12 protein-coding genes are annotated in these 20,429 nt (G+C 59.2%); 8 read left to right on the forward strand and 4 right to left on the reverse strand.

What is annotated here, in order from left to right:
* Positions 1 to 20: 20 nt before the first annotated feature.
* The 3 genes from asmA to udk form a co-directional block, all read right to left on the reverse strand.
* Complete coding sequence (gene asmA, locus ACOQH0_RS14985) at positions 21 to 1,871, reverse strand: outer membrane assembly protein AsmA (RefSeq protein ID WP_421510729.1); 1,851 nt, start codon at positions 1,869 to 1,871, stop codon at positions 21 to 23.
* A gap of 22 nt (positions 1,872 to 1,893) precedes the next feature.
* Positions 1,894 to 2,475 (reverse strand): dCTP deaminase, encoded by a 582-nt coding sequence (gene dcd / locus ACOQH0_RS14990; protein WP_006176323.1) that lies wholly within the window; start codon positions 2,473 to 2,475, stop codon positions 1,894 to 1,896.
* Positions 2,476 to 2,566: 91 nt separating this feature from the next.
* The gene (gene udk, locus ACOQH0_RS14995; protein ID WP_010431898.1) at positions 2,567 to 3,208 is read right to left on the reverse strand and encodes a uridine kinase; all 642 of its coding nucleotides are present in this window, start codon (positions 3,206 to 3,208) and stop codon (positions 2,567 to 2,569) included.
* A 343-nt stretch (positions 3,209 to 3,551) separates the two neighbouring features.
* Between udk and ACOQH0_RS15000 the strand changes: the two genes are divergently transcribed.
* Complete coding sequence (locus ACOQH0_RS15000; RefSeq protein WP_421510730.1) at positions 3,552 to 6,881, forward strand: diguanylate cyclase; 3,330 nt, start codon at positions 3,552 to 3,554, stop codon at positions 6,879 to 6,881.
* On the opposite strand, the gene alkA is transcribed toward ACOQH0_RS15000, so the two are convergent.
* Positions 6,846 to 7,718: a DNA-3-methyladenine glycosylase 2 gene (alkA, locus tag ACOQH0_RS15005; protein WP_421510731.1), complete on the reverse strand. Its 873-nt coding sequence runs from the start codon at positions 7,716 to 7,718 to the stop codon at positions 6,846 to 6,848. The genes ACOQH0_RS15000 and alkA overlap by 36 nt on opposite strands.
* Before the next feature lie 130 nt (positions 7,719 to 7,848).
* Here alkA and yegD point away from each other — a divergent pair, with 130 nt between their 5' ends.
* From yegD to baeR, 7 genes are all read left to right on the forward strand, one after another.
* Complete coding sequence (gene yegD, locus ACOQH0_RS15010) at positions 7,849 to 9,201, forward strand: molecular chaperone (RefSeq protein WP_421510732.1); 1,353 nt, start codon at positions 7,849 to 7,851, stop codon at positions 9,199 to 9,201.
* Positions 9,202 to 9,409: 208 nt separating this feature from the next.
* Positions 9,410 to 10,612, forward strand: coding sequence for an MdtA/MuxA family multidrug efflux RND transporter periplasmic adaptor subunit (locus ACOQH0_RS15015; RefSeq protein WP_108416552.1), 1,203 nt, complete (start codon positions 9,410 to 9,412; stop codon positions 10,610 to 10,612).
* Entirely contained in the window at positions 10,612 to 13,734 is a 3,123-nt protein-coding gene (locus ACOQH0_RS15020) for an MdtB/MuxB family multidrug efflux RND transporter permease subunit (RefSeq protein WP_421510733.1), read from the forward strand. The genes ACOQH0_RS15015 and ACOQH0_RS15020 overlap by 1 nt, the downstream gene beginning before the upstream one ends.
* The gene (mdtC, locus tag ACOQH0_RS15025) at positions 13,735 to 16,812 is read left to right on the forward strand and encodes a multidrug efflux RND transporter permease subunit MdtC (protein ID WP_421510734.1); all 3,078 of its coding nucleotides are present in this window, start codon (positions 13,735 to 13,737) and stop codon (positions 16,810 to 16,812) included.
* Positions 16,813 to 18,228: an MFS transporter gene (locus ACOQH0_RS15030; protein ID WP_120157856.1), complete on the forward strand. Its 1,416-nt coding sequence runs from the start codon at positions 16,813 to 16,815 to the stop codon at positions 18,226 to 18,228.
* Positions 18,225 to 19,628 carry a two-component system sensor histidine kinase BaeS gene (gene baeS / locus ACOQH0_RS15035; RefSeq protein ID WP_089599856.1) on the forward strand — a complete coding sequence of 468 codons (1,404 nt, stop codon included), beginning with the start codon at positions 18,225 to 18,227 and terminating at the stop codon, positions 19,626 to 19,628. Before ACOQH0_RS15030 ends, baeS begins: the two co-directional genes overlap by 4 nt.
* Positions 19,625 to 20,347: a two-component system response regulator BaeR gene (gene baeR, locus ACOQH0_RS15040; RefSeq protein WP_010433713.1), complete on the forward strand. Its 723-nt coding sequence runs from the start codon at positions 19,625 to 19,627 to the stop codon at positions 20,345 to 20,347. Before baeS ends, baeR begins: the two co-directional genes overlap by 4 nt.
* Positions 20,348 to 20,429 lie beyond the last annotated feature (82 nt).

Raw genomic sequence — 20,429 nt, forward strand, 5'->3', positions numbered from 1 at the left:
GCCACCCGGCACCACTGACATCAAAGCTTATCTAACAGCTTCTTCACGTCCTTGCCGGTTTGGGAATCTTTATTGCGGTCCGCCCAGCTATTCAGCCGACGTTTTGCTTCGTCCTGCAGATGCTTACGCAATATCTGATCGACCTGCAGGCTGTAATTCAGCGCCTGCCATTTACCGTAAACGTTCAGCGGGATCGGCGTCTCTTTCAGGAAATCGATAAGCTCGCCTTCGCCTTCCCATCCGGAAAGCACACGAACGTTAAACCGCGTATCCGCCGTCTCTTTCACTAAATCCAGCTTGCCCTCCCCCGTCAACGACAGCAGAGAAGATGTTCCCTGCATCTCGTCCAGGGACAGCTTTCCGTTATCCAGGGTCAGCTCACTGGTAAAGTTATCGAGACGCGTTGCGCTATCGTAGTTTTCTTGCGCTTTGACATTGCTGCTGCGCTCTACCGCCTGTTGCACCAGCTGCTGGAAGTTGAGGCCTTCCATTCGGGTGTCTTTCAGCTCAACGTGCGCCTGCCCCTGCCAGTCGCGGCGAAATGCCTCCGCGTCAATCTTCGTGCCGGAGAAATCCCCCGCCAGCGTCAGCTGCCCCGTGAGGTCAATCGGATAATTGAAGGCTTTGAGGATCGCCCCGATCTCAATGTTTTCAAGGTGTGGCTGGAATTCGGCGCTGGCCACGTCTTTGCGCACGTCCAGCGTGCCCGGCAGCGACATGTTCCCCGCGCCCATCTTGCCGCTGAGTTCAGAGATCACCAGCAGGCCATTATGGTTGAACATCTGGCTGCTGACGTCGGTGAAATCAATACCGCGCCAGCGTACGCTGTTGGCTTTCAGCAGTATGTCGGCGGTAAATCCGCGCAGACCGTTGTAATTGGGCTGATCGAGATTTGAGGAGATCACCGGACGCGGTTTCGCGGCCTGGCTTTGCCCTGTCTGCGCGACATCGCCGTCAGCCGCAGCGTTCGGCTGCGGTGGCAGCAGGTTTTCCAGGTTCAGCTTGTCGAACTGCAGGTCAAAAACCCATTTCGGTTTTTCAGCAAGCGAGACGCTCGCCTGCCCTTTCAGGGTACTGTCGTTGGCCTGCAGGTTGAGCGCGTTTAGCTCCAGCTGCTTGTTTTCTTCATGCCAGACGGCCTGCAGCGTACCCTGACCGGTAATCCCTGCTGTCGGCAGGTCTGCACCCGTCAGCTGCCAGTTCAGCTGCTGGACATCCGCCGTCAGACGATGGGGATAGTCCGACGCGTTCACGTTAGCGTTCATGGAGAGGTTCAAATCGCGCTGATCGCGGTTGACCCGCCCGGAGAACTCCACGGTGGCGATATGGTTGGCGTCCTGCTCCATCTTGAGGTTGATGTTGCGCACGGTGACCTGCTCGTCACCTTCATGCTGGAAGACCAGCACGCTGTCGGCCACTTTCAGGTTACCTATATCGAACGACCAGCCGGTATCAGACGGCTCATCCGGCAAGGTATTTTCGCGTGGCGCGACGGGGGCATCCGCTTTACGCACAGCCTCAGTTTGGGGAGTCAGCTGGATCACCGCCCCTTTCAGCATCACCTGGTCAACCTGAAGCTGATGCGAGAAGAGCGGGATCAAAGCCACATCAAGGCGCATATTGTCTGCCGACACCAGCGGCTGAGACGCCCCTGGCGCGGTTAACGACATACGACCCGAGAGAATGCTGAGTTGCGGCCAGACGTGCCAGCGCAGCGGCCCGTCCAGCTTCAGTTCATACCCGCTGCGTGCTTCGACCTGCCGCACCATATAAGCACGGAAATCATTGGGGTTAACCAGCAGCACCAACGCAGAAAGGCCAGCCACCAGTACCACCAGCAAAATCATCAGCGTTGTCAGAACTCTTCTCATGGCATCCTCAGTGAACGAACAATCAGTCTTTATCAATACGACTGGCAACCGCACCCTGCTGGTCGCGATATTTCGCGTCCTGACGGCGGTTGTAAGGACGATCTGCCGGGCCCGTCAGCGGCTCAAAGCTCAACGCGCCAATCATCATGCCCGGGCGCAGCGCCAGAGGCAATTTACCGGCGTTGAAGAACTCCAGCACGATGCGGCCAGACCAGCCGGGATCGATACGATGAGCGGTAACGTGAACCATCAGGCCCAGGCGCGCCAGCGAAGAGCGGCCATCCAGCCAGCCCACCAGATCGGCAGGCAGCGTCACCGACTCAAAGGTCACTGCCAGCGCCAGCTCACCGGGATGCAAATAAAACGCCTCGCCCTCATCAAGGACGATTTCGTCACTCATCACGCGATCGAGCGCGGCGCTGACTTCATCTTTCGGCCCGCTGAGATCGATAAACGGTGCCGTGTGGCCGCTGAAGGTGCGGAATTTATTCCCCAGGCGCACGTCAACGGTGACACCGTTAATGCGCTCTACCGGCGGACGCGGGGTGATAGACAGGCGGCCTTCATCCAGCCAGGCTTCTATATCGCGGTCACAAAGACGCATGGCACTTTCTCCTTTCGTGCATCGTGCCCCGCAACCGTAGGGTCACAGGGCAAAACCAGGTTATCTCTGAACGGTACACAATTCGCGCGGCTTATTCAAAAAACTGGCTGATTTTCGCTTTTAAGATATCAATAGCAATACGGTTTTTACCGCCACGAGGCACGATAATATCGGCGTATTGCTTAGATGGCTCGATAAATTGCAGGAACATTGGACGCACGGTTTTCTGGTATTGCGCCATGACGGAGTCCATGGAACGACCGCGTTCGTTAACGTCGCGCTTGATGCGGCGCATCAGACAGATATCCAGCGGCGTATCGACGAAAATGGAGAAATTCATCGATTCACGCAGACGCGCATCCGTCAGCAGCAGGATGCCTTCAAGGATAATGACTTTTTTCGGTTCAATGTGAACCGTTTCCTGCGTGCGGGTGTGCTCTACGTAGCTGTAGACCGGCAGTTCAATGGCCGTACCGTTTTTAAGCGACTGAAGATGCTGGAACAACAAGCTGTGATCCATCGCACTGGGGTGGTCGTAGTTGGTTTTGACGCGCTCTTCCATCGAAAGATGGGATTGGTCTTTGTAATAGCTGTCTTCGGGAATGACGCCGATGTGCTCATCACCGACTTGTTCACGCAATTCGCGATAAAGCGTACTGGCAATTAGACTCTTACCTGAAGCCGATGCGCCGGCGATGCCTATGATGACGCACTGATGAGACTTATCAGTCATAAATTTAGCGACCTGATTAACCTGGATGTTAAGGAAGGACGACGCCGGAGCGTCAAACGCGGCAATTATAGGGATTTCGCGGGCGTGATACCAGTCGAAAGCGCAGGTTATGCGAGACTGCCTGAAAAGTCTCTTTTTACGCCCTGAGTGAAATTTTAATGCCTGCTTTTTCGGCGTTCACCCGGAATTTTTCCCGGAGTAACTATTTAATAAGTCTATGATGTCAAAATCTGAGCAGTCAGCATATGATTTGTAAATTGTTTGTACTAGCATAAACGAAATTAATCCTTTCACGCGCCCGGACCTCGCTCCTGACGGCATGGCGTCCCTGGATAGAGCGGTAATGAATAAACAATACCAACGGGTTTTGGTTACCACCCCACATCCTTTATTACGACTTGTCTGCCTGGGCCTGGTCACCTTCATTTTTACCCTATTTTCACTCGAGCTGACCCGCTTTGGTACGCTGCTGGCACCGCTGTGGTTCCCGACGTCCATCATGATGGTGGCCTTTTATCGCCACGCCGGGAAAATGTGGCCGGGCATTGCGTTGGCCTGTTCGTTCGGCAATATTCTGGCCTCGTGGATGCTGTTCTCATGGGGATCCCTCAACCTCGCCTATACCTTTGTGAATATTATCGAGGCGTGCGTTGGGGCGTTACTGTTACGCAAACTGCTCCCCTGGTACAACCCGCTGCAGAACCTGAACGACTGGATCCGCCTGACCGTGGGCAGTGCGTTGATCCCGCCTCTTGTGGGCGGGGTACTGGTTTATTTACTGGTGCCGAACACTGAACCCCTGCGTAATTTCCTCATTTGGGTGTTGTCGGAATCCATCGGTGCGCTGGCGCTGGTGCCACTAGGACTGCTGTTTAAACCACACTACCTGCTGCGTCACCGTAACCCGAAACTGCTGCTGGAAACGCTGGTGACGACGGTGATAACGCTGGTGCTCTGTTGGGCGGCGATCACCTGGCTCCCGTGGCCTTTCACCTGCGTCATCGTTCTGCTGATGTGGAGCGCCGTTCGCCTGCCGCGGATGGAAGCCTACCTGGTATTTTTAGCCACTATCATGATGGTCTCCCTGATGATGGCAAGAAATCCGGCGTCGATAACGCCGCAGAATGTTATCGTTGCGTTCAACGCCCCCTGGCTCCCCTTCCTGATGATGCTGCTGCCCGCCAACGTCATGACGATGGTGATGTACGCGTTTCGCGCCGAACGCAAGCACATCACCGAAAGCGAAGAGCGTTTTCGTAATGCGATGGAGTATTCCGCCATCGGTATGGCGCTGGTGGGGATCGAAGGCCAGTGGCTGCAGGCCAACAAAGCGTTATGCAATTTCCTTGGCTATAGTCAGACGGAGCTTCAGTCCCTCACCTTCCAGCAGTTGACCTGGCCTGAGGATTTGAACACCGACCTTGAGCAACTTGAGCAACTGGTAAGCGGCGAAATTAATACCTACACGCTGGAGAAACGCTATTACACCCGTAATGGCGAGGTTGTCTGGGCGCTGCTCGCCGTCTCCGTTGTCCGTCATGCTGACGGCACGCCGCTCTATTTCATCGCCCAGATTGAAGATATTAACGACCTGAAACAAACCGAGTGGGTCAACAAACGCCTGATGGAGCGCATTACGCTCGCCAACGAAGCGGGCGGGATTGGCATCTGGGAGTGGGATCTGGAGCCGGATATTATTAGCTGGGACAAGCGGATGTTCGAGCTTTACGAAATCCCGCCGCACATCAAACCGACCTGGCAGCTCTGGCATGACGCCATGGTGCCAGAAGACCGGGAGCATGCAGAAAAAGTGCTGCGCGATTCATTAATCGCAAGGCTGCCGTTTAAGCTGGAATTTCGCATTCGGGTGAAGGACGGCATTCGCCACATTCGTTCACTGGCCAATCGGGTGCTGAACAAGCAGGGCGAGGTGGAACGCCTGCTCGGCATCAATATGGATATGACCGAGGTGAAGCAGCTTAACGAAGCGCTGTTCCAGGAAAAGGAACGTCTGCATATTACGCTCGACTCCATCGGCGAAGCGGTGATCTGTACCGACATCGACATGAACGTTACCTTTATGAACCCGGTCGCCGAGAAGATGAGCGGCTGGCCGCAAACCGAGGCCATCGGGCAACCGATTCTGCGCGTGCTGCACATTACCTTTGGCGAAAATGGACCGTTGATGGAGAACATCCACAGCGGCGATATGTCACGGTCCGATATCGAACAGGACGTGGTGCTCAACTGCCGCAACGGCGGGAGCTTCGACATTCACTACAGCATCACGCCATTAAGTACCCTGGACGGGCACAATATTGGCTCCGTACTGGTGATTCAGGACGTGACCGAGTCGCGCAAAATGCTGCGCCAGCTGAGCTATAGCGCCTCCCATGATGCGCTAACCCGACTCGCAAACCGCGTCAGTTTCGAGAACCATCTCAAACGTCTGCTGCAAACGGTGCATGAGACGCATCAGCGTCATGCGCTGGTGTTTATCGATCTCGATCGCTTCAAAGCCGTTAACGATACGGCAGGTCATGCCGCGGGCGACGCCCTTCTGCGGGAACTCTCATCCCTCATGCTGACCATGCTGCGCTCCAGCGATGTTCTGGCGCGGCTGGGCGGGGATGAGTTTGGCCTCCTGCTGCCGGACTGCAATATCGAAAGCGCGCGCTATATCGCGGGACGGCTGATTAACACCATCAATAACTATCACTTCACGTGGGAAGGACGGCTGCACCGGATCGGCGCCAGCGCGGGTATCACGCTGATTGATGAGAGCAACCATCAGGCGGCGGAAGTGATGTCTCAGGCAGATATCGCCTGTTATGCCTCAAAAAACAGCGGACGTGGTGTGGTAACGCTCTACGAGCCACAGCAGGAGCGGATCCACAGCAACCGCAGCATGATGTCACTGGACGAGCAGTGGCATATGATCAAAGACAATCATCTGATGATGATAGCCCGCAGCGTCGCCTCCCCGCGCATTCCGGAAAGCGCCAGCTTCTGGCTGCTGTCGCTCCGCCTGTGGACCAGCCAGGGTGAAATGCAGGAAGAGCATGCCTTCCGCTCAGGTCTGGCGGAGCCTGAACTGCTGCACGCCCTCGACAGGCGGATCTTCAACGAGTTCTTCCGTACCTTTGCCGCACCCGTTGCCGCAAAAGGCATGGGCGTTGCCCTGCCGCTCTCGGAAGCCGGATTAGCCAGCGTCACGCTGGTGGATGAACTGCTCGATTTGCTTGAGAAAAGCCCGCTGCCCGGCCGTCTGCTGCATCTGGTTATCCCGGTTGACGTGGTGCGCAACCCGGATGAAAACGCGCAGCGTAATTTGCAAAAACTCCGCCATGCGGGCTGCCGCGTGGTGTTAAGCCACGTGGGACGCGATATGAATGACGTTAACCACCTGAGCCCCAACATGGCTGATTATCTGATGCTGGATACCGACGTGGTTAACAACGTTCACGGCAATTTGATGGACGAAATGATGGTGACCATTATCCAGGGGCACGCTCAGCGTCTGGGGATGAAAACCCTGGCGGGACCCTGTCATCAGCCGATCGTCATGGATACGCTTTCAGGCATTGGTATCGACTTCATTTACGGCGATACCATCGCTGAAGCGCAGCCGCTGGAGCTACTGCTGAATACCAGTTACTTCGCCATCAATTAAGGGTGACCAGCCGTCGGTATACCAGATGTGTAACAGCGCATAGGAGCGCCACGGCTGCCAGCGTTCGGCATAGCGACGGATTTGCGCGGGCGTCATGCCCGCGAAGCGCTGCTTAATCAGATAATCATCCGGCAGAAAGACATCTTTCGCCTGCCAGCCGCGCAGGGCCAGATAGTTTGCCGTCCAGCGACCAATTCCCGGCCGCTGCTGTAGCGCCTTCATTCCGGCCTCAATATCCGCCGGCGGGGAAAGCGGAAACGTCCCGTCGAGCGCCGACTGTGCCAGATGAATCAACGACTCCGCCCGCTTTACCGGCATGCCTAAGGCTTTCAGCGCCATCGGATCCGCTGCCGCCAGCGCGTCCGGCGTGGGGAAACAGAGATAGCCCGGACAATCCGCCACCGGTTCGCCGCACAGCGCCACCACGCGCGACGTCAGTTTCGCCGCCATGGCCACGCTCACCAGCTGTCCGAGAATGGCCCGAACGCCCTGTTCGTAGGCATCCATTGCCCCTGGCAAACGCAAGCCCGGCCGCGCGGCACCGAGATCGCCCAGCGTATCCGCGATGAGCTGTGGGTTACAGGCGAGATCGAACAGGCGCGCTATACGTTCAAGGCAGGTCTGCGCAACCGGGATAAGTCCCGGACTGAGCGTCACGACCAGCGTATGGGCCGCGGTATCTGGCGTCACGCGAAAGACACCCCGATGGCCATCGCAGGCGAAACTGCGCTCGTAGTAGTCGCCCGTGACGGTTTCAATGCCCGTGACCGCACGCGCACCAAGAAAGCTAAACATCCACTGCCAGTCGTAAGGGGGTTGCCAGGTCAGGGTGTACATCGTCTCTCCTTTTGAGTTCTCCACAGCATAAACGGAAAGGTCCTGTTTCGCCTTGCTTTCATATTCCTGTTGTCGCCATGAAGACATTTCGTTAAAGTCTCGCCCCTTCTCACTGGCATGGGGATTTATCGTGTTTATTGGATTCGACTACGGTACGGCAAACTGCTCGGTTGCGATTATGCAAAACGGACAGCCGCAGCTCCTGAAAATGGAGAAAGAGAGCACGCTGCTGCCGTCAATGCTCTGCGCGCCAACGCGCGAAGCGGTCAGCGAATGGCTGTTCCGCCATCACCAGGTTCCCGCTACCGCAGCGGAAACCCAGGCGCTGCTGCGCCGTGCGGTCAGCTTTAACCGTGAAGAAGATATCGACGTTACGCCGTCCAGCGTGCAGTTCGGCCTCTCCTCGCTCGGTCACTATATTGAAGATCCGGAAGAGGTTTACTTCGTCAAATCACCGAAATCCTTCCTGGGTGCCAGCGGCCTGAAGCCGCAGCAGGTGGCGATGTTTGAAGATCTGGTGTGCGCTATGATGCTGCACATCCGTCATCAGGCGCAGACCCAGGTGCCGAATGCCATCACCCAGGCGGTGATTGGTCGCCCGATTAACTTCCAGGGGCTGGGCGGCGACGAGGCCAACCAGCAGGCGCAGGGGATCCTTGAGCGTGCGGCGCACCGCGCGGGCTTCCGCGACGTGGTGTTCCAGTACGAGCCCGTTGCCGCCGGGCTGGATTTTGAAGCCACGCTGACGGAAGAAAAACGCGTATTAGTCGTGGATATCGGCGGGGGTACCACGGACTGCTCGCTGCTGCTGATGGGGCCAGAGTGGCATAACCGTCGCGATCGTGAAAACAGCCTGCTGGGGCACAGCGGCTGCCGCGTAGGCGGTAACGATCTTGATATCGCGCTGGCATTCAAGAGCCTGATGCCGCTGCTCGGCATGGGCGGCCAAACAGAAAAAGGCATCGCCCTGCCGATCCTGCCGTGGTGGAACGCGATTGCCATTAACGACGTGCCTGCGCAAAGTGATTTTTACAGCACCGCGAACGGCCGCTTCCTGAACGACCTGGTGCGCGACGCGCAGGACGCCGACAAGGTCGCGCTGCTGTATAAGGTGTGGCGTCAGCGCCTGAGCTACCGCGTGGTACGTACTGCGGAAGAGAGTAAAATTGCGCTTTCCGACCGCGCAGAACATGCGGTCTCGCTGCCGTTTATCAGTGACGATCTGGCTACAGCAATTTCGCAGGACGGGCTGGAAACCGCACTTGCTCAGCCGCTGCAGCGCATTCTGGAACAGGTGCAGCTGGCGCTGGAAAACGGCAAAGAGAAGCCGGACGTTATCTACCTGACCGGCGGTAGCGCCCGTTCACCGCTGCTCAAGAAAGCGCTGGCGGAACAGCTGCCGGGCATTCCGATTGCAGGCGGCGATGACTTTGGCTCCGTTACCGCCGGTCTGGCCCGCTGGGCGCAGGTGATGTTTAGGTAGTGCTGCTGTGCCGGGTGGCGGCTTCGCCTTACCCGGCCTACAAAATCCTCGAACCGTAGGCCGGGTAAGCAAAGCGCCACCCGGCTAAAAAGATCGCCACACTCAGACCATTCCTGACAGTCTTCCATATTTCCTCCATTTTTCCGCTGTGTTAGCTGACTAAACTAGTATCATTCCCCGAAGTGTTTCAGGATGAGAACGTATAACGATGAAAGGCAGTAACAAATCCCGCTGGGCAATCGCCGCTGGCATCATTGTGGTGGTCCTTGCCGCCGCCTGGTACTGGCACAGCCAATCCGCTAACGCCCCGGCACCCGCCGGTGCCACAAGCGCGTCGCAGGGCCCAGCCGCCGGAGGTCGTCGCGGAATGCGCGGCGGTGCGCTGGCACCGGTACAGGCGGCAACGGCGGTGAACAAGGCCGTTCCTCGCTATCTTACCGGCCTCGGGACCATTACTGCCGCCAACACCGTGACGGTGCGCAGCCGCGTCGACGGCCAGCTTCAGGCCATTCACTTCCAGGAAGGACAGCAGGTCAAAGCGGGTGATTTACTGGCGGAAATCGACCCGAGCCAGTTCAAGGTTGCCCTCGCCCAGGCGCAGGGCCAGCTCGCGAAAGACAAAGCTACCCTCGCCAACGCTCGCCGCGATTTAGCGCGCTACCAGCAGCTGGTGAAAACCAACCTCGTGTCACGTCAGGAGCTGGACACCCAGCAGTCGCTGGTCAGCGAAACGCAGGGCACCCTCAAAGCCGACGAAGCCGCCGTCGCCAGCGCACAGCTGCAGCTGGACTGGAGCCGCATTACCGCGCCGATTGACGGACGCGTGGGCCTGAAACAGGTCGATATCGGCAACCAGATCTCCAGCGGCGACACCACGGGCATCGTAGTCATCACCCAGACTCACCCTATCGATTTGGTCTTTACCCTGCCGGAAAGCGAAATTGCCACCGTGGTGCAGGCGCAAAAAGCCGGAAAGGGGCTGGTCGTGGAAGCCTGGGACCGCACCAACAAGCAGAAGCTGAGCGAAGGTACTCTGCTCAGCCTGGATAACCAGATCGACACAACGACCGGCACCATCAAGCTGAAGGCGCGCTTTAACAACCAGGACGATGCCCTCTTCCCGAACCAGTTCGTCAATGCGCGAATGCTGGTCGCGACCGAAGAGAACGCGGTGGTGATCCCAACGGCTGCGCTGCAGATGGGTAACGAAGGTAACTTCGTCTGGGTACTGAACAGCGACAATAAAGTCAGTAAACATCTGGTGAAAACCGGGATTCAGGACAGCCAGACGGTGGTGATCGCCGCCGGGCTTTCCGCTGGCGACCGCGTGGTGACAGACGGCATCGACCGCCTGACCGAAGGTGCGAAAGTGGAAGTGGTTGAACCGGCGAAACAGGGAGCGAAAGCCTGATGCAGGTGATGCCACCAGGCTCTACAGGTGGGCCTTCACGCCTGTTTATTTTGCGACCTGTCGCCACCACGCTGTTGATGGTGGCGATCCTGCTGGCCGGGATTATCGGCTACCGCTTCTTGCCCGTGTCGGCGCTGCCGGAAGTGGATTATCCCACCATCCAGGTGGTAACGCTCTATCCGGGTGCGAGCCCGGACGTGGTGACGTCCGCCATTACCGCACCGCTGGAGCGCCAGTTTGGGCAGATGTCTGGCCTGAAGCAGATGTCCTCGCAAAGCTCCGGTGGGGCATCCGTCGTGACGCTGCAGTTCCAGCTGACGCTCTCGCTGGACGTCGCCGAGCAGGAGGTACAGGCCGCCATCAACGCCGCCACCAACCTGCTGCCGTCTGACCTGCCTAACCCGCCGGTCTACAGCAAGGTGAACCCGGCGGATCCGCCGATCATGACGCTCGCCGTCACCTCCTCCGCCATGCCGATGACGCAGGTGGAAGACATGGTTGAAACACGCGTGGCGCAGAAAATTTCGCAGGTCTCGGGTGTGGGCCTCGTTACGCTGGCAGGCGGCCAGCGCCCGGCCGTTCGCGTGAAGCTGAACGCGCAGGCCATTGCCGCGCTGGGCCTGACCAGCGAAACCATCCGCACCGCCATCAGCAATGCTAACGTCAACTCGGCGAAAGGCTCGCTGGACGGCCCAACCCGCGCCGTGACGCTTTCCGCCAACGACCAGATGCAGTCTGCCGATGAATACCGTCAGCTCATTGTGGCCTACCAGAACGGTGCGCCGATCCGTCTGGGCGACGTGGCGACCGTAGAGCAAGGGGCGGAAAACAGCTGGCTGGGGGCGTGGGCCAATAAGCAGCAGGCGATCGTGATGAACGTGCAGCGCCAGCCTGGCGCGAACATCATCGACACCGCCGACAGCATTCGCACCATGCTGCCGCAGCTGATCGAAAGCCTGCCGAAATCGGTCAGCGTGAAGGTCCTTTCCGACCGCACCACCAACATTCGCGCGTCGGTTACCGACACCCAGTTTGAGCTAATGCTGGCGATTGCGCTGGTCGTCATGATCATCTATCTGTTCCTGCGCAACGTCCCGGCAACCATTATCCCCGCCGTCGCCGTGCCGCTCTCGCTGGTCGGGACCTTTGCGGTGATGGTGTTCCTCGATTTTTCGATCAACAACCTGACGCTGATGGCGCTCACTATCGCCACCGGGTTCGTGGTGGATGACGCCATCGTCGTTATCGAGAACATTTCGCGCTATATCGAAAAAGGTGAGAAGCCCTTAGCCGCCGCGCTGAAGGGCGCGGGCGAAATCGGCTTTACCATTATCTCGCTGACCTTCTCGCTGATTGCGGTGCTGATCCCGCTGCTGTTTATGGGCGATATCGTCGGACGTCTGTTCCGCGAGTTTGCCGTGACGCTGGCGGTCGCCATTTTGATCTCCGCCGTGGTCTCGCTGACCCTGACGCCGATGATGTGCGCCCGCATGCTGAGCCACGCGTCGCTGCGCAAACAAAACCGCTTCTCACGCGCCTCCGAGCGCATGTTCGAGTGCGTTATTGCCGCTTACGGTCGCGTGCTGGCGAAAGTCCTGAACCATCCGTGGGCAACGCTCGGCGTGGCGCTGGGTACCCTGGCGCTCAGCGTGATGCTGTGGATTTTTATTCCGAAAGGCTTCTTCCCGATCCAGGACAACGGCATTATTCAGGGTACGCTTCAGGCCCCGCAGTCGGTCTCATTCGCCAATATGGCGCAGCGCCAGCAGCAGGTCTCTGAAATCATTATGAAGGACCCGGCGGTGGAGAGCCTGACCGCCTACGTGGGGGTGGATGGTACCAATCCGTCGCTCAACAGCGCGCGCCTGCAGATCAACCTCAAGCCCCTGGATGACCGCGACGACCGCGTTAACGCCGTCATTGAGCGTCTGCAAAACGCCGTCGCGCGGGTGCCAGGCATTGCGCTTTACCTGCAGCCCATTCAGGATTTAACCATTGATACCCAGGTCAGCCGCACGCAGTATCAGTTCACCCTACAGGCGACCACGCTGGATGCCCTCAGCACCTGGGTGCCGCAGCTGGTGGAAAAACTGAACGCGCTGCCGCAGCTCGCGGACGTCAGCAGCGACTGGCAGGATAAAGGGCTGGCGGCGTACGTGAACGTCAACCGCGACACCGCCAGCCGTCTGGGCATTACCATGGCGGACGTGGACAACGCCCTGTATAACGCCTTTGGTCAGCGCCTGATTTCCACCATCTACACCCAGGCGAACCAGTATCGCGTGGTGCTGGAGCACAACACGGATAACACGCCGGGCCTCGCCGCGCTGGACTCGGTGCGCCTGACCAGTAAAGACGGCGGTATCGTGCCGTTAAGCGCCATTGCCAGCGTGGAGGAGCGCTATACCCCGCTGTCGATCAACCACCTGGATCAGTTCCCGTCCACCACCATTTCCTTTAACGTGCCGGACGGATACTCGCTGGGCGAAGCGGTAGAGTCCATTCTGAGCGCCGAAAAAGAACTCAGCTTCCCGTCCGATATTCAGACCCAGTTCCAGGGGAGCACGCTGGCGTTCCAGGCCGCGCTGGGCAACACCGTCTGGCTGATTGTCGCCGCGGTGGTCGCGATGTACATCGTGCTCGGCGTGCTTTATGAGAGCTTTATTCACCCGATCACCATCCTCTCTACCCTGCCGACCGCAGGCGTGGGGGCGCTGCTGGCGCTGATGCTGGCGGGCAGCGAGCTGGACGTCATTGCCATCATCGGCATTATCCTGCTTATCGGTATTGTGAAGAAAAACGCCATCATGATGATCGACTTCGCCCTGGCCGCCGAGCGCGAGCAGGGAATGTCGCCACGCGATGCCATCTTCCAGGCCTGCCTGCTGCGTTTTCGTCCGATCCTGATGACGACCCTCGCCGCCCTGCTGGGCGCGCTGCCGCTGATGCTCAGCACCGGCGTCGGTGCTGAGCTGCGCCGCCCGCTGGGGATCGGCATGGTTGGCGGTCTGCTGGTCAGCCAGGTGCTGACGCTCTTTACCACGCCGGTGATCTACCTGCTGTTTGACCGCCTGGCGCTGTGGGCGAAAAGCCGCTTCCCGAAACGTGAAGAGGAGGCGTAAGTGAAGTTTTTCGCCCTCTTCATTTACCGCCCGGTGGCGACAATTTTACTCTCCGTCGCCATCACCCTGTGCGGTGTGCTCGGCTTCCGGCTGCTGCCGGTGGCCCCGCTGCCGCAGGTGGATTTCCCGGTGATCATGGTCAGCGCCTCGCTGCCCGGCGCGTCGCCGGAAACCATGGCCTCGTCGGTCGCCACGCCGCTGGAGCGTTCGCTCGGGCGCATTGCAGGGGTCAACGAGATGACCTCCAGCAGCTCGCTGGGCAGCACGCGCATTATTCTGGAATTCAGCTTCGACCGGGATATTAACGGTGCCGCCCGCGACGTGCAGGCGGCGATCAACGCCGCACAAAGCCTGCTCCCGAGCGGCATGCCGAGCCGACCGACCTATCGTAAAGCCAACCCGTCCGACGCGCCGATCATGATCCTGACGCTCACCTCGGACACCTACTCGCAGGGTCAACTGTACGACTTCGCCTCTACGCAACTGGCGCAGACCATCGCCCAGATTGACGGCGTGGGTGACGTTGACGTCGGCGGAAGCTCCCTGCCCGCCGTGCGCGTGGGGCTGAACCCGCAGGCGCTGTTTAATCAGGGCGTGTCGCTGGACGACGTGCGTTCCGCCATCAGCAATGCCAACGTGCGCAAACCGCAGGGGGCGATTGAGGACGGTAGCCACCGCTGGCAGCTCCAGACCAATGACGAGCTGAAAACCGCCGCGGAATACCAGCCGCTGATTATTCACTACAACAACGGCGCGGCGGTGCGCTTAAGCGACGTTGCCAGCGTCACCGATTCGGTGCAGGACGTGCGTAACGCCGGGATGACCAACGCCAAACCGGCGATCCTGCTGATGATCCGCAAGCTGCCGGAAGCCAACATCATCCAGACGGTCAACAGCATCCGCGAGCGCTTGCCGGAGCTGCAGGAGACCATTCCGGCGGCCATCGATCTGCAGATTGCGCAGGATCGCTCCCCGACCATTCGCGCCTCGCTTGAAGAGGTGGAGCAAACGCTGATCATCTCCGTGGCGCTGGTGATCCTGGTGGTGTTCCTGTTCCTGCGCTCAGGCCGCGCGACGCTGATCCCGGCGGTGGCGGTGCCGGTCTCGCTGATTGGCACCTTTGCCGCCATGTACCTGTGCGGCTTTAGCCTTAACAACCTGTCGCTGATGGCGCTGACGATTGCCACCGGCTTCGTGGTGGATGACGCCATCGTGGTGCTGGAGAATATCTCCCGCCATCTGGAAGCGGGCGCGAAGCCGCTGCAGGCGGCGCTGCAAGGGACGCGCGAGGTCGGTTTTACCGTGCTCTCCATGAGCCTGTCGCTGGTGGCGGTGTTCCTGCCGCTGCTGCTGATGGGCGGGCTGCCGGGCAGATTACTGCGCGAGTTTGCCGTCACGCTCTCCGTGGCGATAGGTATCTCACTGGTTATCTCGCTCACGCTCACGCCGATGATGTGCGGCTGGATGCTCAAGCGCAGCAAGCCCCACACCCAGCCGCGCCGTAAAGCCTTTGGTCGTGTCCTGATGGCGATGCAGGAAGGCTATGGTACTTCGCTGAAGTGGGTGCTAAACCATACGCGGCTGGTCGGGCTGGTGCTTATCGCCACCATTGGCCTGAACGTCTGGATGTATATCACCATCCCGAAAACCTTCTTCCCGGAGCAGGATACCGGGGTGCTGATGGGCGGTATTCAGGCCGACCAGAGCATTTCGTTCCAGGCAATGCGCGGCAAGCTGCAGGACTTTATGAAGATCATTCGTGAAGACCCGGCGGTAGATAACGTCACCGGCTTTACCGGCGGGTCGCGCGTCAACAGCGGGATGATGTTTATTACCCTCAAGCCCCGCGACGAGCGAAATCTTACCGCGCAGCAGGTGATTGACCGCCTGCGCGTGAAGCTCGCCAAAGAGCCGGGCGCGAACCTGTTTTTGATGGCCGTTCAGGATATCCGCGTCGGCGGTCGTCAGGCCAACGCCAGCTATCAGTACACTCTGCTCTCGGATGATTTAGCCGCCCTGCGCGAGTGGGAGCCGAAGATCCGTAAAGCGCTGGCCGCCCTGCCGGCGCTGGCGGACGTCAACTCGGATCAGCAGGACAACGGCGCGGAGATGGCCCTCACCTACGACCGCGAAACCATGTCGCGGCTGGGCATTGACGTGGCAGCGGCTAACAGCCTGCTGAACAACGCTTTTGGTCAGCGCGAGATTTCTACCATCTATCAGCCGATGAATCAGTACAAGGTGGTGATGGAGGTTGACCCGCGCTACACCCAGGACATCAGCGCGCTGGACAAGATGTTTGTCATCAACAGCGACGGCAAGGCCATCCCGCTGTCGTACTTCGCCAGCTGGCAGCCGTCAAATGCGCCGCTGTCGGTTAACCATCAGGGCCTTTCGGCGGCCTCGACCATTTCGTTTAACCTGCCAACCGGCTCGTCGCTCTCAGAGGCCAGCGATGCTATCAACCGCGCCATGACGCAGCTTGGCGTACCGTCCACCGTGCGCGGCAGCTTTGCCGGCACGGCGCAGGTGTTCCAGGAGACGATGAACTCGCAGGTGATTTTGATTCTGGCGGCGATTGCTACGGTTTATATTGTGCTGGGCGTTCTGTATGAGAGCTACGTTCACCCGCTGACCATTCTCTCGACGCTACCATCGGCGGGCGTGGGGGCACTGCTGGCGCTGGAGCTGTTCGGCGCGCCGTTCAGCCTCATCGCGCTCATCGGGATTATGCTGTTAATCGGTATTGTGAAGAAAAACGCCATCATGATGGTCGACTTCGCGCTGGACGCCCAGCGCAACGGCAACCTGTCGCCGGAGGAGGCGATCTTCCAGGCCTGCCTGCTGCGTTTTCGTCCGATCATGATGACCACCCTGGCGGCGCTGTTTGGCGCGCTGCCGCTGGTGATTTCGGGCGGCGACGGCTCTGAGCTGCGCCAGCCGCTGGGGATCACCATTGTCGGCGGGCTGGTAATGAGCCAGCTGCTGACGCTGTACACCACGCCGGTTGTCTATCTGTTCTTTGACCGCCTGCGGCTGCGCTTTTCACGTAAAAAGAGAACCACGGTGACCGAGTAAATGACCGACCTCCCCAATAACGTTCGCTGGCAGCTGTGGATAGTCGCATTCGGCTTCTTTATGCAGTCGCTGGATACGACCATCGTTAATACGGCCCTCCCCTCAATGGCGAAAAGCCTGGGTGAGAGCCCGCTGCACATGCATATGGTGATTGTCTCCTACGTGCTGACGGTAGCGGTCATGCTGCCTGCCAGCGGCTGGCTGGCGGACAAAGTGGGCGTGCGCAATATCTTTTTTACCGCCATCGTGCTGTTTACCACCGGATCGCTGTTTTGCGCCCAGGCCAACACCCTCGACCAGTTGGTGATGGCGCGGGTACTGCAGGGCGTCGGTGGCGCGATGATGGTGCCGGTCGGGCGGCTAACGGTGATGAAGATTGTGCCGCGCGAGCAGTATATGGCGGCGATGACCTTTGTGACGTTACCCGGTCAGGTGGGGCCGCTGCTGGGCCCGGCGCTGGGTGGGATTCTGGTGGAGTACGCCTCCTGGCACTGGATTTTCTTAATCAACCTGCCGGTGGGCATCATCGGCGCCATCGCCACTCTGACGCTGATGCCGAACTACAAAATGCAGACGCGGCGCTTTGATTTCTTCGGCTTTATCCTGCTGGCGGCGGGCATGGCCACGCTCACGCTGGCGCTCGACGGGCAAAAGGGGCTGGGTATTTCGTCCCTGACGCTGGGGATGCTGGTCGTTATCGGCATCACCGCCATTCTGTGGTATCTGTGGCATGCTCGCGAGAATGACAAGGCGCTGTTCAGCCTGAATTTGTTTAAAAACCCCACCTACCGTCTTGGTCTGTTCGGCAGCTTTGCCGGGCGTATTGGCAGCGGGATGCTGCCGTTTATGACGCCCGTGTTTCTGCAAATTGGCATGGGTTTTTCGCCGTTCCACGCGGGCCTGATGATGATCCCGATGGTGCTCGGCAGCATGGGGATGAAGCGTATCGTGGTGCAGGTGGTGAACCGCTTTGGCTACCGCCACGTGCTGGTCGCCGCCACGCTGGGGCTGGCGCTGGTAAGCCTGTTGTTTATGGCCGTGGCGCTGATGGGCTGGTATTACGTCCTGCCGCTGGTGCTGTTTTGCCAGGGGATCATCAACTCCATGCGCTTCTCGTCGATGAACACCCTGACGCTGAAAGATCTGCCGGACGAGCTGGCGAGCAGCGGCAACAGCCTGCTGTCGATGGTCATGCAGCTTTCCATGAGCGTCGGCGTGACCATTGCGGGCTTGCTGCTCGGCATGTACGGGCAGCACCATCTCAGCGTGGACACGCCCGTTGCGCATCAGGTCTTTTTATATACCTATCTCAGCATGGCGGTGATTATCGCCTTGCCCGCCGTCATCTTCGCCAGAGTCCCGAATGACACCACAAAGAACGTCGTGATCCGACGCGGCAAAAGGAGTGCACCATGAAATTCTGGCGTCCGGGTATTACCGGCAAACTCTTTGTGGCGATTTTTGCCACCTGTATCGTCCTGCTGATCACCATGCACTGGGCGGTGCGGGTCAGCTTTGAGCGCGGGTTTATTGACTACATCAAGCACGGCAACGAACAGCGCCTTCAGGGGTTAAGCGATGCGCTGGGCGAGCAGTATACGCAGCACGGCAACTGGCGGTTCCTGCGCAATAATGACCGATTTATCTTCCAGATCCTGCGCTCGCTGGAGCACGATAATGACGACGACCGCCCGGGCCCGGGCATGCCGCCACACGGCTGGCGCACCCAGTTTTGGGTGATAGACCAGGACATGCGCACGCTGGTTGGGCCGCGCGCACCGATACCGCCGGACGGCACGCGGCGCGCCATCACCGCTAACGGCGCCACGGTGGGCTGGGTGATCGCCTCGCCGGTGGAACGCCTGACGCGCAATACCGATATTAACTTTGACCGCCAGCAGCGTCAGACCAGCTGGCTGATTGTCGCCCTGTCGACGCTGCTCGCCGCGCTCGCCACCTTCCCGCTGGCGCGCGGTCTGCTCGCCCCGGTGAAACGGCTGGTGGAAGGCACGCACAGGCTGGCCGCCGGGGACTTTACCACCCGCGTCGACACCCGCAGCCAGGACGAACTGGGCAAGCTGGCGCAGGACTTTAACCAGCTCGCCAGCACGCTGGAGAAGAACCAGCAGATGCGCCGCGACTTTATGGCCGATATTTCCCACGAGCTGCGCACCCCGCTGGCGGTGCTGCGCGGCGAGCTGGAGGCGATTCAGGACGGCGTGCGTCAGTTTACGCCCGAATCCGTGGCCTCGCTGCAGGCGGAAGTGGGTACGCTGACCAAGCTGGTGGACGACCTGCATCAGCTCTCCATGTCCGACGAAGGCGCGCTGGCCTACCAGAAAGCGCCGGTCGACGTGATTAACATTCTGGAAGTGATCAGCGGCGCCTTCCGCGAGCGCTTTGCCAGCCGCAACCTGAAAATCGATCTCTCCCTGCCGGACAGCGCGGTGGTGTTTGGCGATAAAGACAGACTGATGCAGCTGTTCAACAACCTGCTGGAAAACAGCCTGCGCTACACCGACAGCGGCGGCGGGCTGCATATTTCCGGCAGGCAGGAAAACGGACGCTTCGCCCTCACCTTCGCGGATTCCGCCCCCGGCGTGCAGGATGCGCAGCTGGAGAGACTGTTTGAGCGGTTTTATCGTACTGAAGGATCGCGTAACCGCGCCAGCGGCGGCTCCGGGCTGGGGCTGGCGATTTGCGTCAACATCGTCGAAGCCCACAACGGCACCCTCCGCGCCGCCCATTCGCCTTTTGGCGGGGTTAGCATTACAGTAGAGTTACCTCTGGAACGGGATTTATCGAGAGAAGCATGACCGAGTTACCGATTGACGAAAACACGCCACGCATTTTGATTGTGGAAGACGAGCCTAAGCTTGGGCAGTTACTGATCGACTATTTACGCGCGGCAAGCTATGCCCCGTCGCTGATTAACCATGGCGATCGGGTGTTGCCCTACGTACGGCAGACGCCGCCGGACCTGATCCTGCTTGACCTGATGCTGCCGGGTACTGACGGCCTGACCCTGTGCCGCGAAATTCGTCGTTTCTCCGACGTGCCCATCGTGATGGTGACCGCCAAAATAGAAGAAATCGACCGCCTGCTGGGACTTGAAATAGGCGCGGACGATTATATCTGCAAACCTTACAGCCCGCGTGAAGTGGTCGCCCGCGTGAAAACCATTCTGCGCCGCTGCAAGCCGCAGCGCGAGCTTCAGGTGCTCGACGCCGAAAGCCCGCTGATTGTCGACGAAAGCCGCTTCCAGGCAAGCTGGCGCAGCAAGCTGCTGGACCTGACGCCTGCGGAATTCCGCCTGCTGAAAACCCTCTCCCACGAGCCGGGAAAAGTGTTCTCCCGCGAACAGCTGCTGAACCACCTGTATGACGACTACCGCGTCGTGACCGACCGCACCATCGACAGCCATATTAAAAACCTGCGCCGCAAGCTGGAGGCGCTGGATGCCGACCAGTCGTTCATTCGCGCGGTGTATGGCGTGGGGTATCGCTGGGAAGCGGATGCCTGCAGGATTGTGTAACATATCCCCTCTGAAACCCGCCTCTGGCGGGTTTTTCTTTTCTGGAATCAATCCATGAATCAACCATACTCTTTTTACCGGT

Source organism: Enterobacter sp. JS8-1, assembly GCF_049187015.1.
Taxonomy (GTDB): Bacteria; Pseudomonadota; Gammaproteobacteria; order Enterobacterales; family Enterobacteriaceae; genus Enterobacter; species Enterobacter mori.

What these genes read in the sequence shown, in the direction of transcription:
- asmA (WP_421510729.1), bottom strand. Translation starts at nt 1,871, where the DNA reads ATGAGAAGAGTTCTGACAACGCTGATGATTTTGCTGGTGGTACTGGTG.
- dcd (WP_006176323.1), bottom strand. Translation starts at nt 2,475, where the DNA reads ATGCGTCTTTGTGACCGCGATATAGAAGCCTGGCTGGATGAAGGCCGC.
- udk (WP_010431898.1), bottom strand. Translation starts at nt 3,208, where the DNA reads ATGACTGATAAGTCTCATCAGTGCGTCATCATAGGCATCGCCGGCGCA.
- ACOQH0_RS15000 (WP_421510730.1), top strand. Translation starts at nt 3,552, where the DNA reads ATGAATAAACAATACCAACGGGTTTTGGTTACCACCCCACATCCTTTA.
- alkA (WP_421510731.1), bottom strand. Translation starts at nt 7,718, where the DNA reads ATGTACACCCTGACCTGGCAACCCCCTTACGACTGGCAGTGGATGTTT.
- ACOQH0_RS15015 (WP_108416552.1), top strand. Translation starts at nt 9,410, where the DNA reads ATGAAAGGCAGTAACAAATCCCGCTGGGCAATCGCCGCTGGCATCATT.
- ACOQH0_RS15020 (WP_421510733.1), top strand. Translation starts at nt 10,612, where the DNA reads ATGCAGGTGATGCCACCAGGCTCTACAGGTGGGCCTTCACGCCTGTTT.
- ACOQH0_RS15030 (WP_120157856.1), top strand. Translation starts at nt 16,813, where the DNA reads ATGACCGACCTCCCCAATAACGTTCGCTGGCAGCTGTGGATAGTCGCA.
- baeS (WP_089599856.1), top strand. Translation starts at nt 18,225, where the DNA reads ATGAAATTCTGGCGTCCGGGTATTACCGGCAAACTCTTTGTGGCGATT.
- baeR (WP_010433713.1), top strand. Translation starts at nt 19,625, where the DNA reads ATGACCGAGTTACCGATTGACGAAAACACGCCACGCATTTTGATTGTG.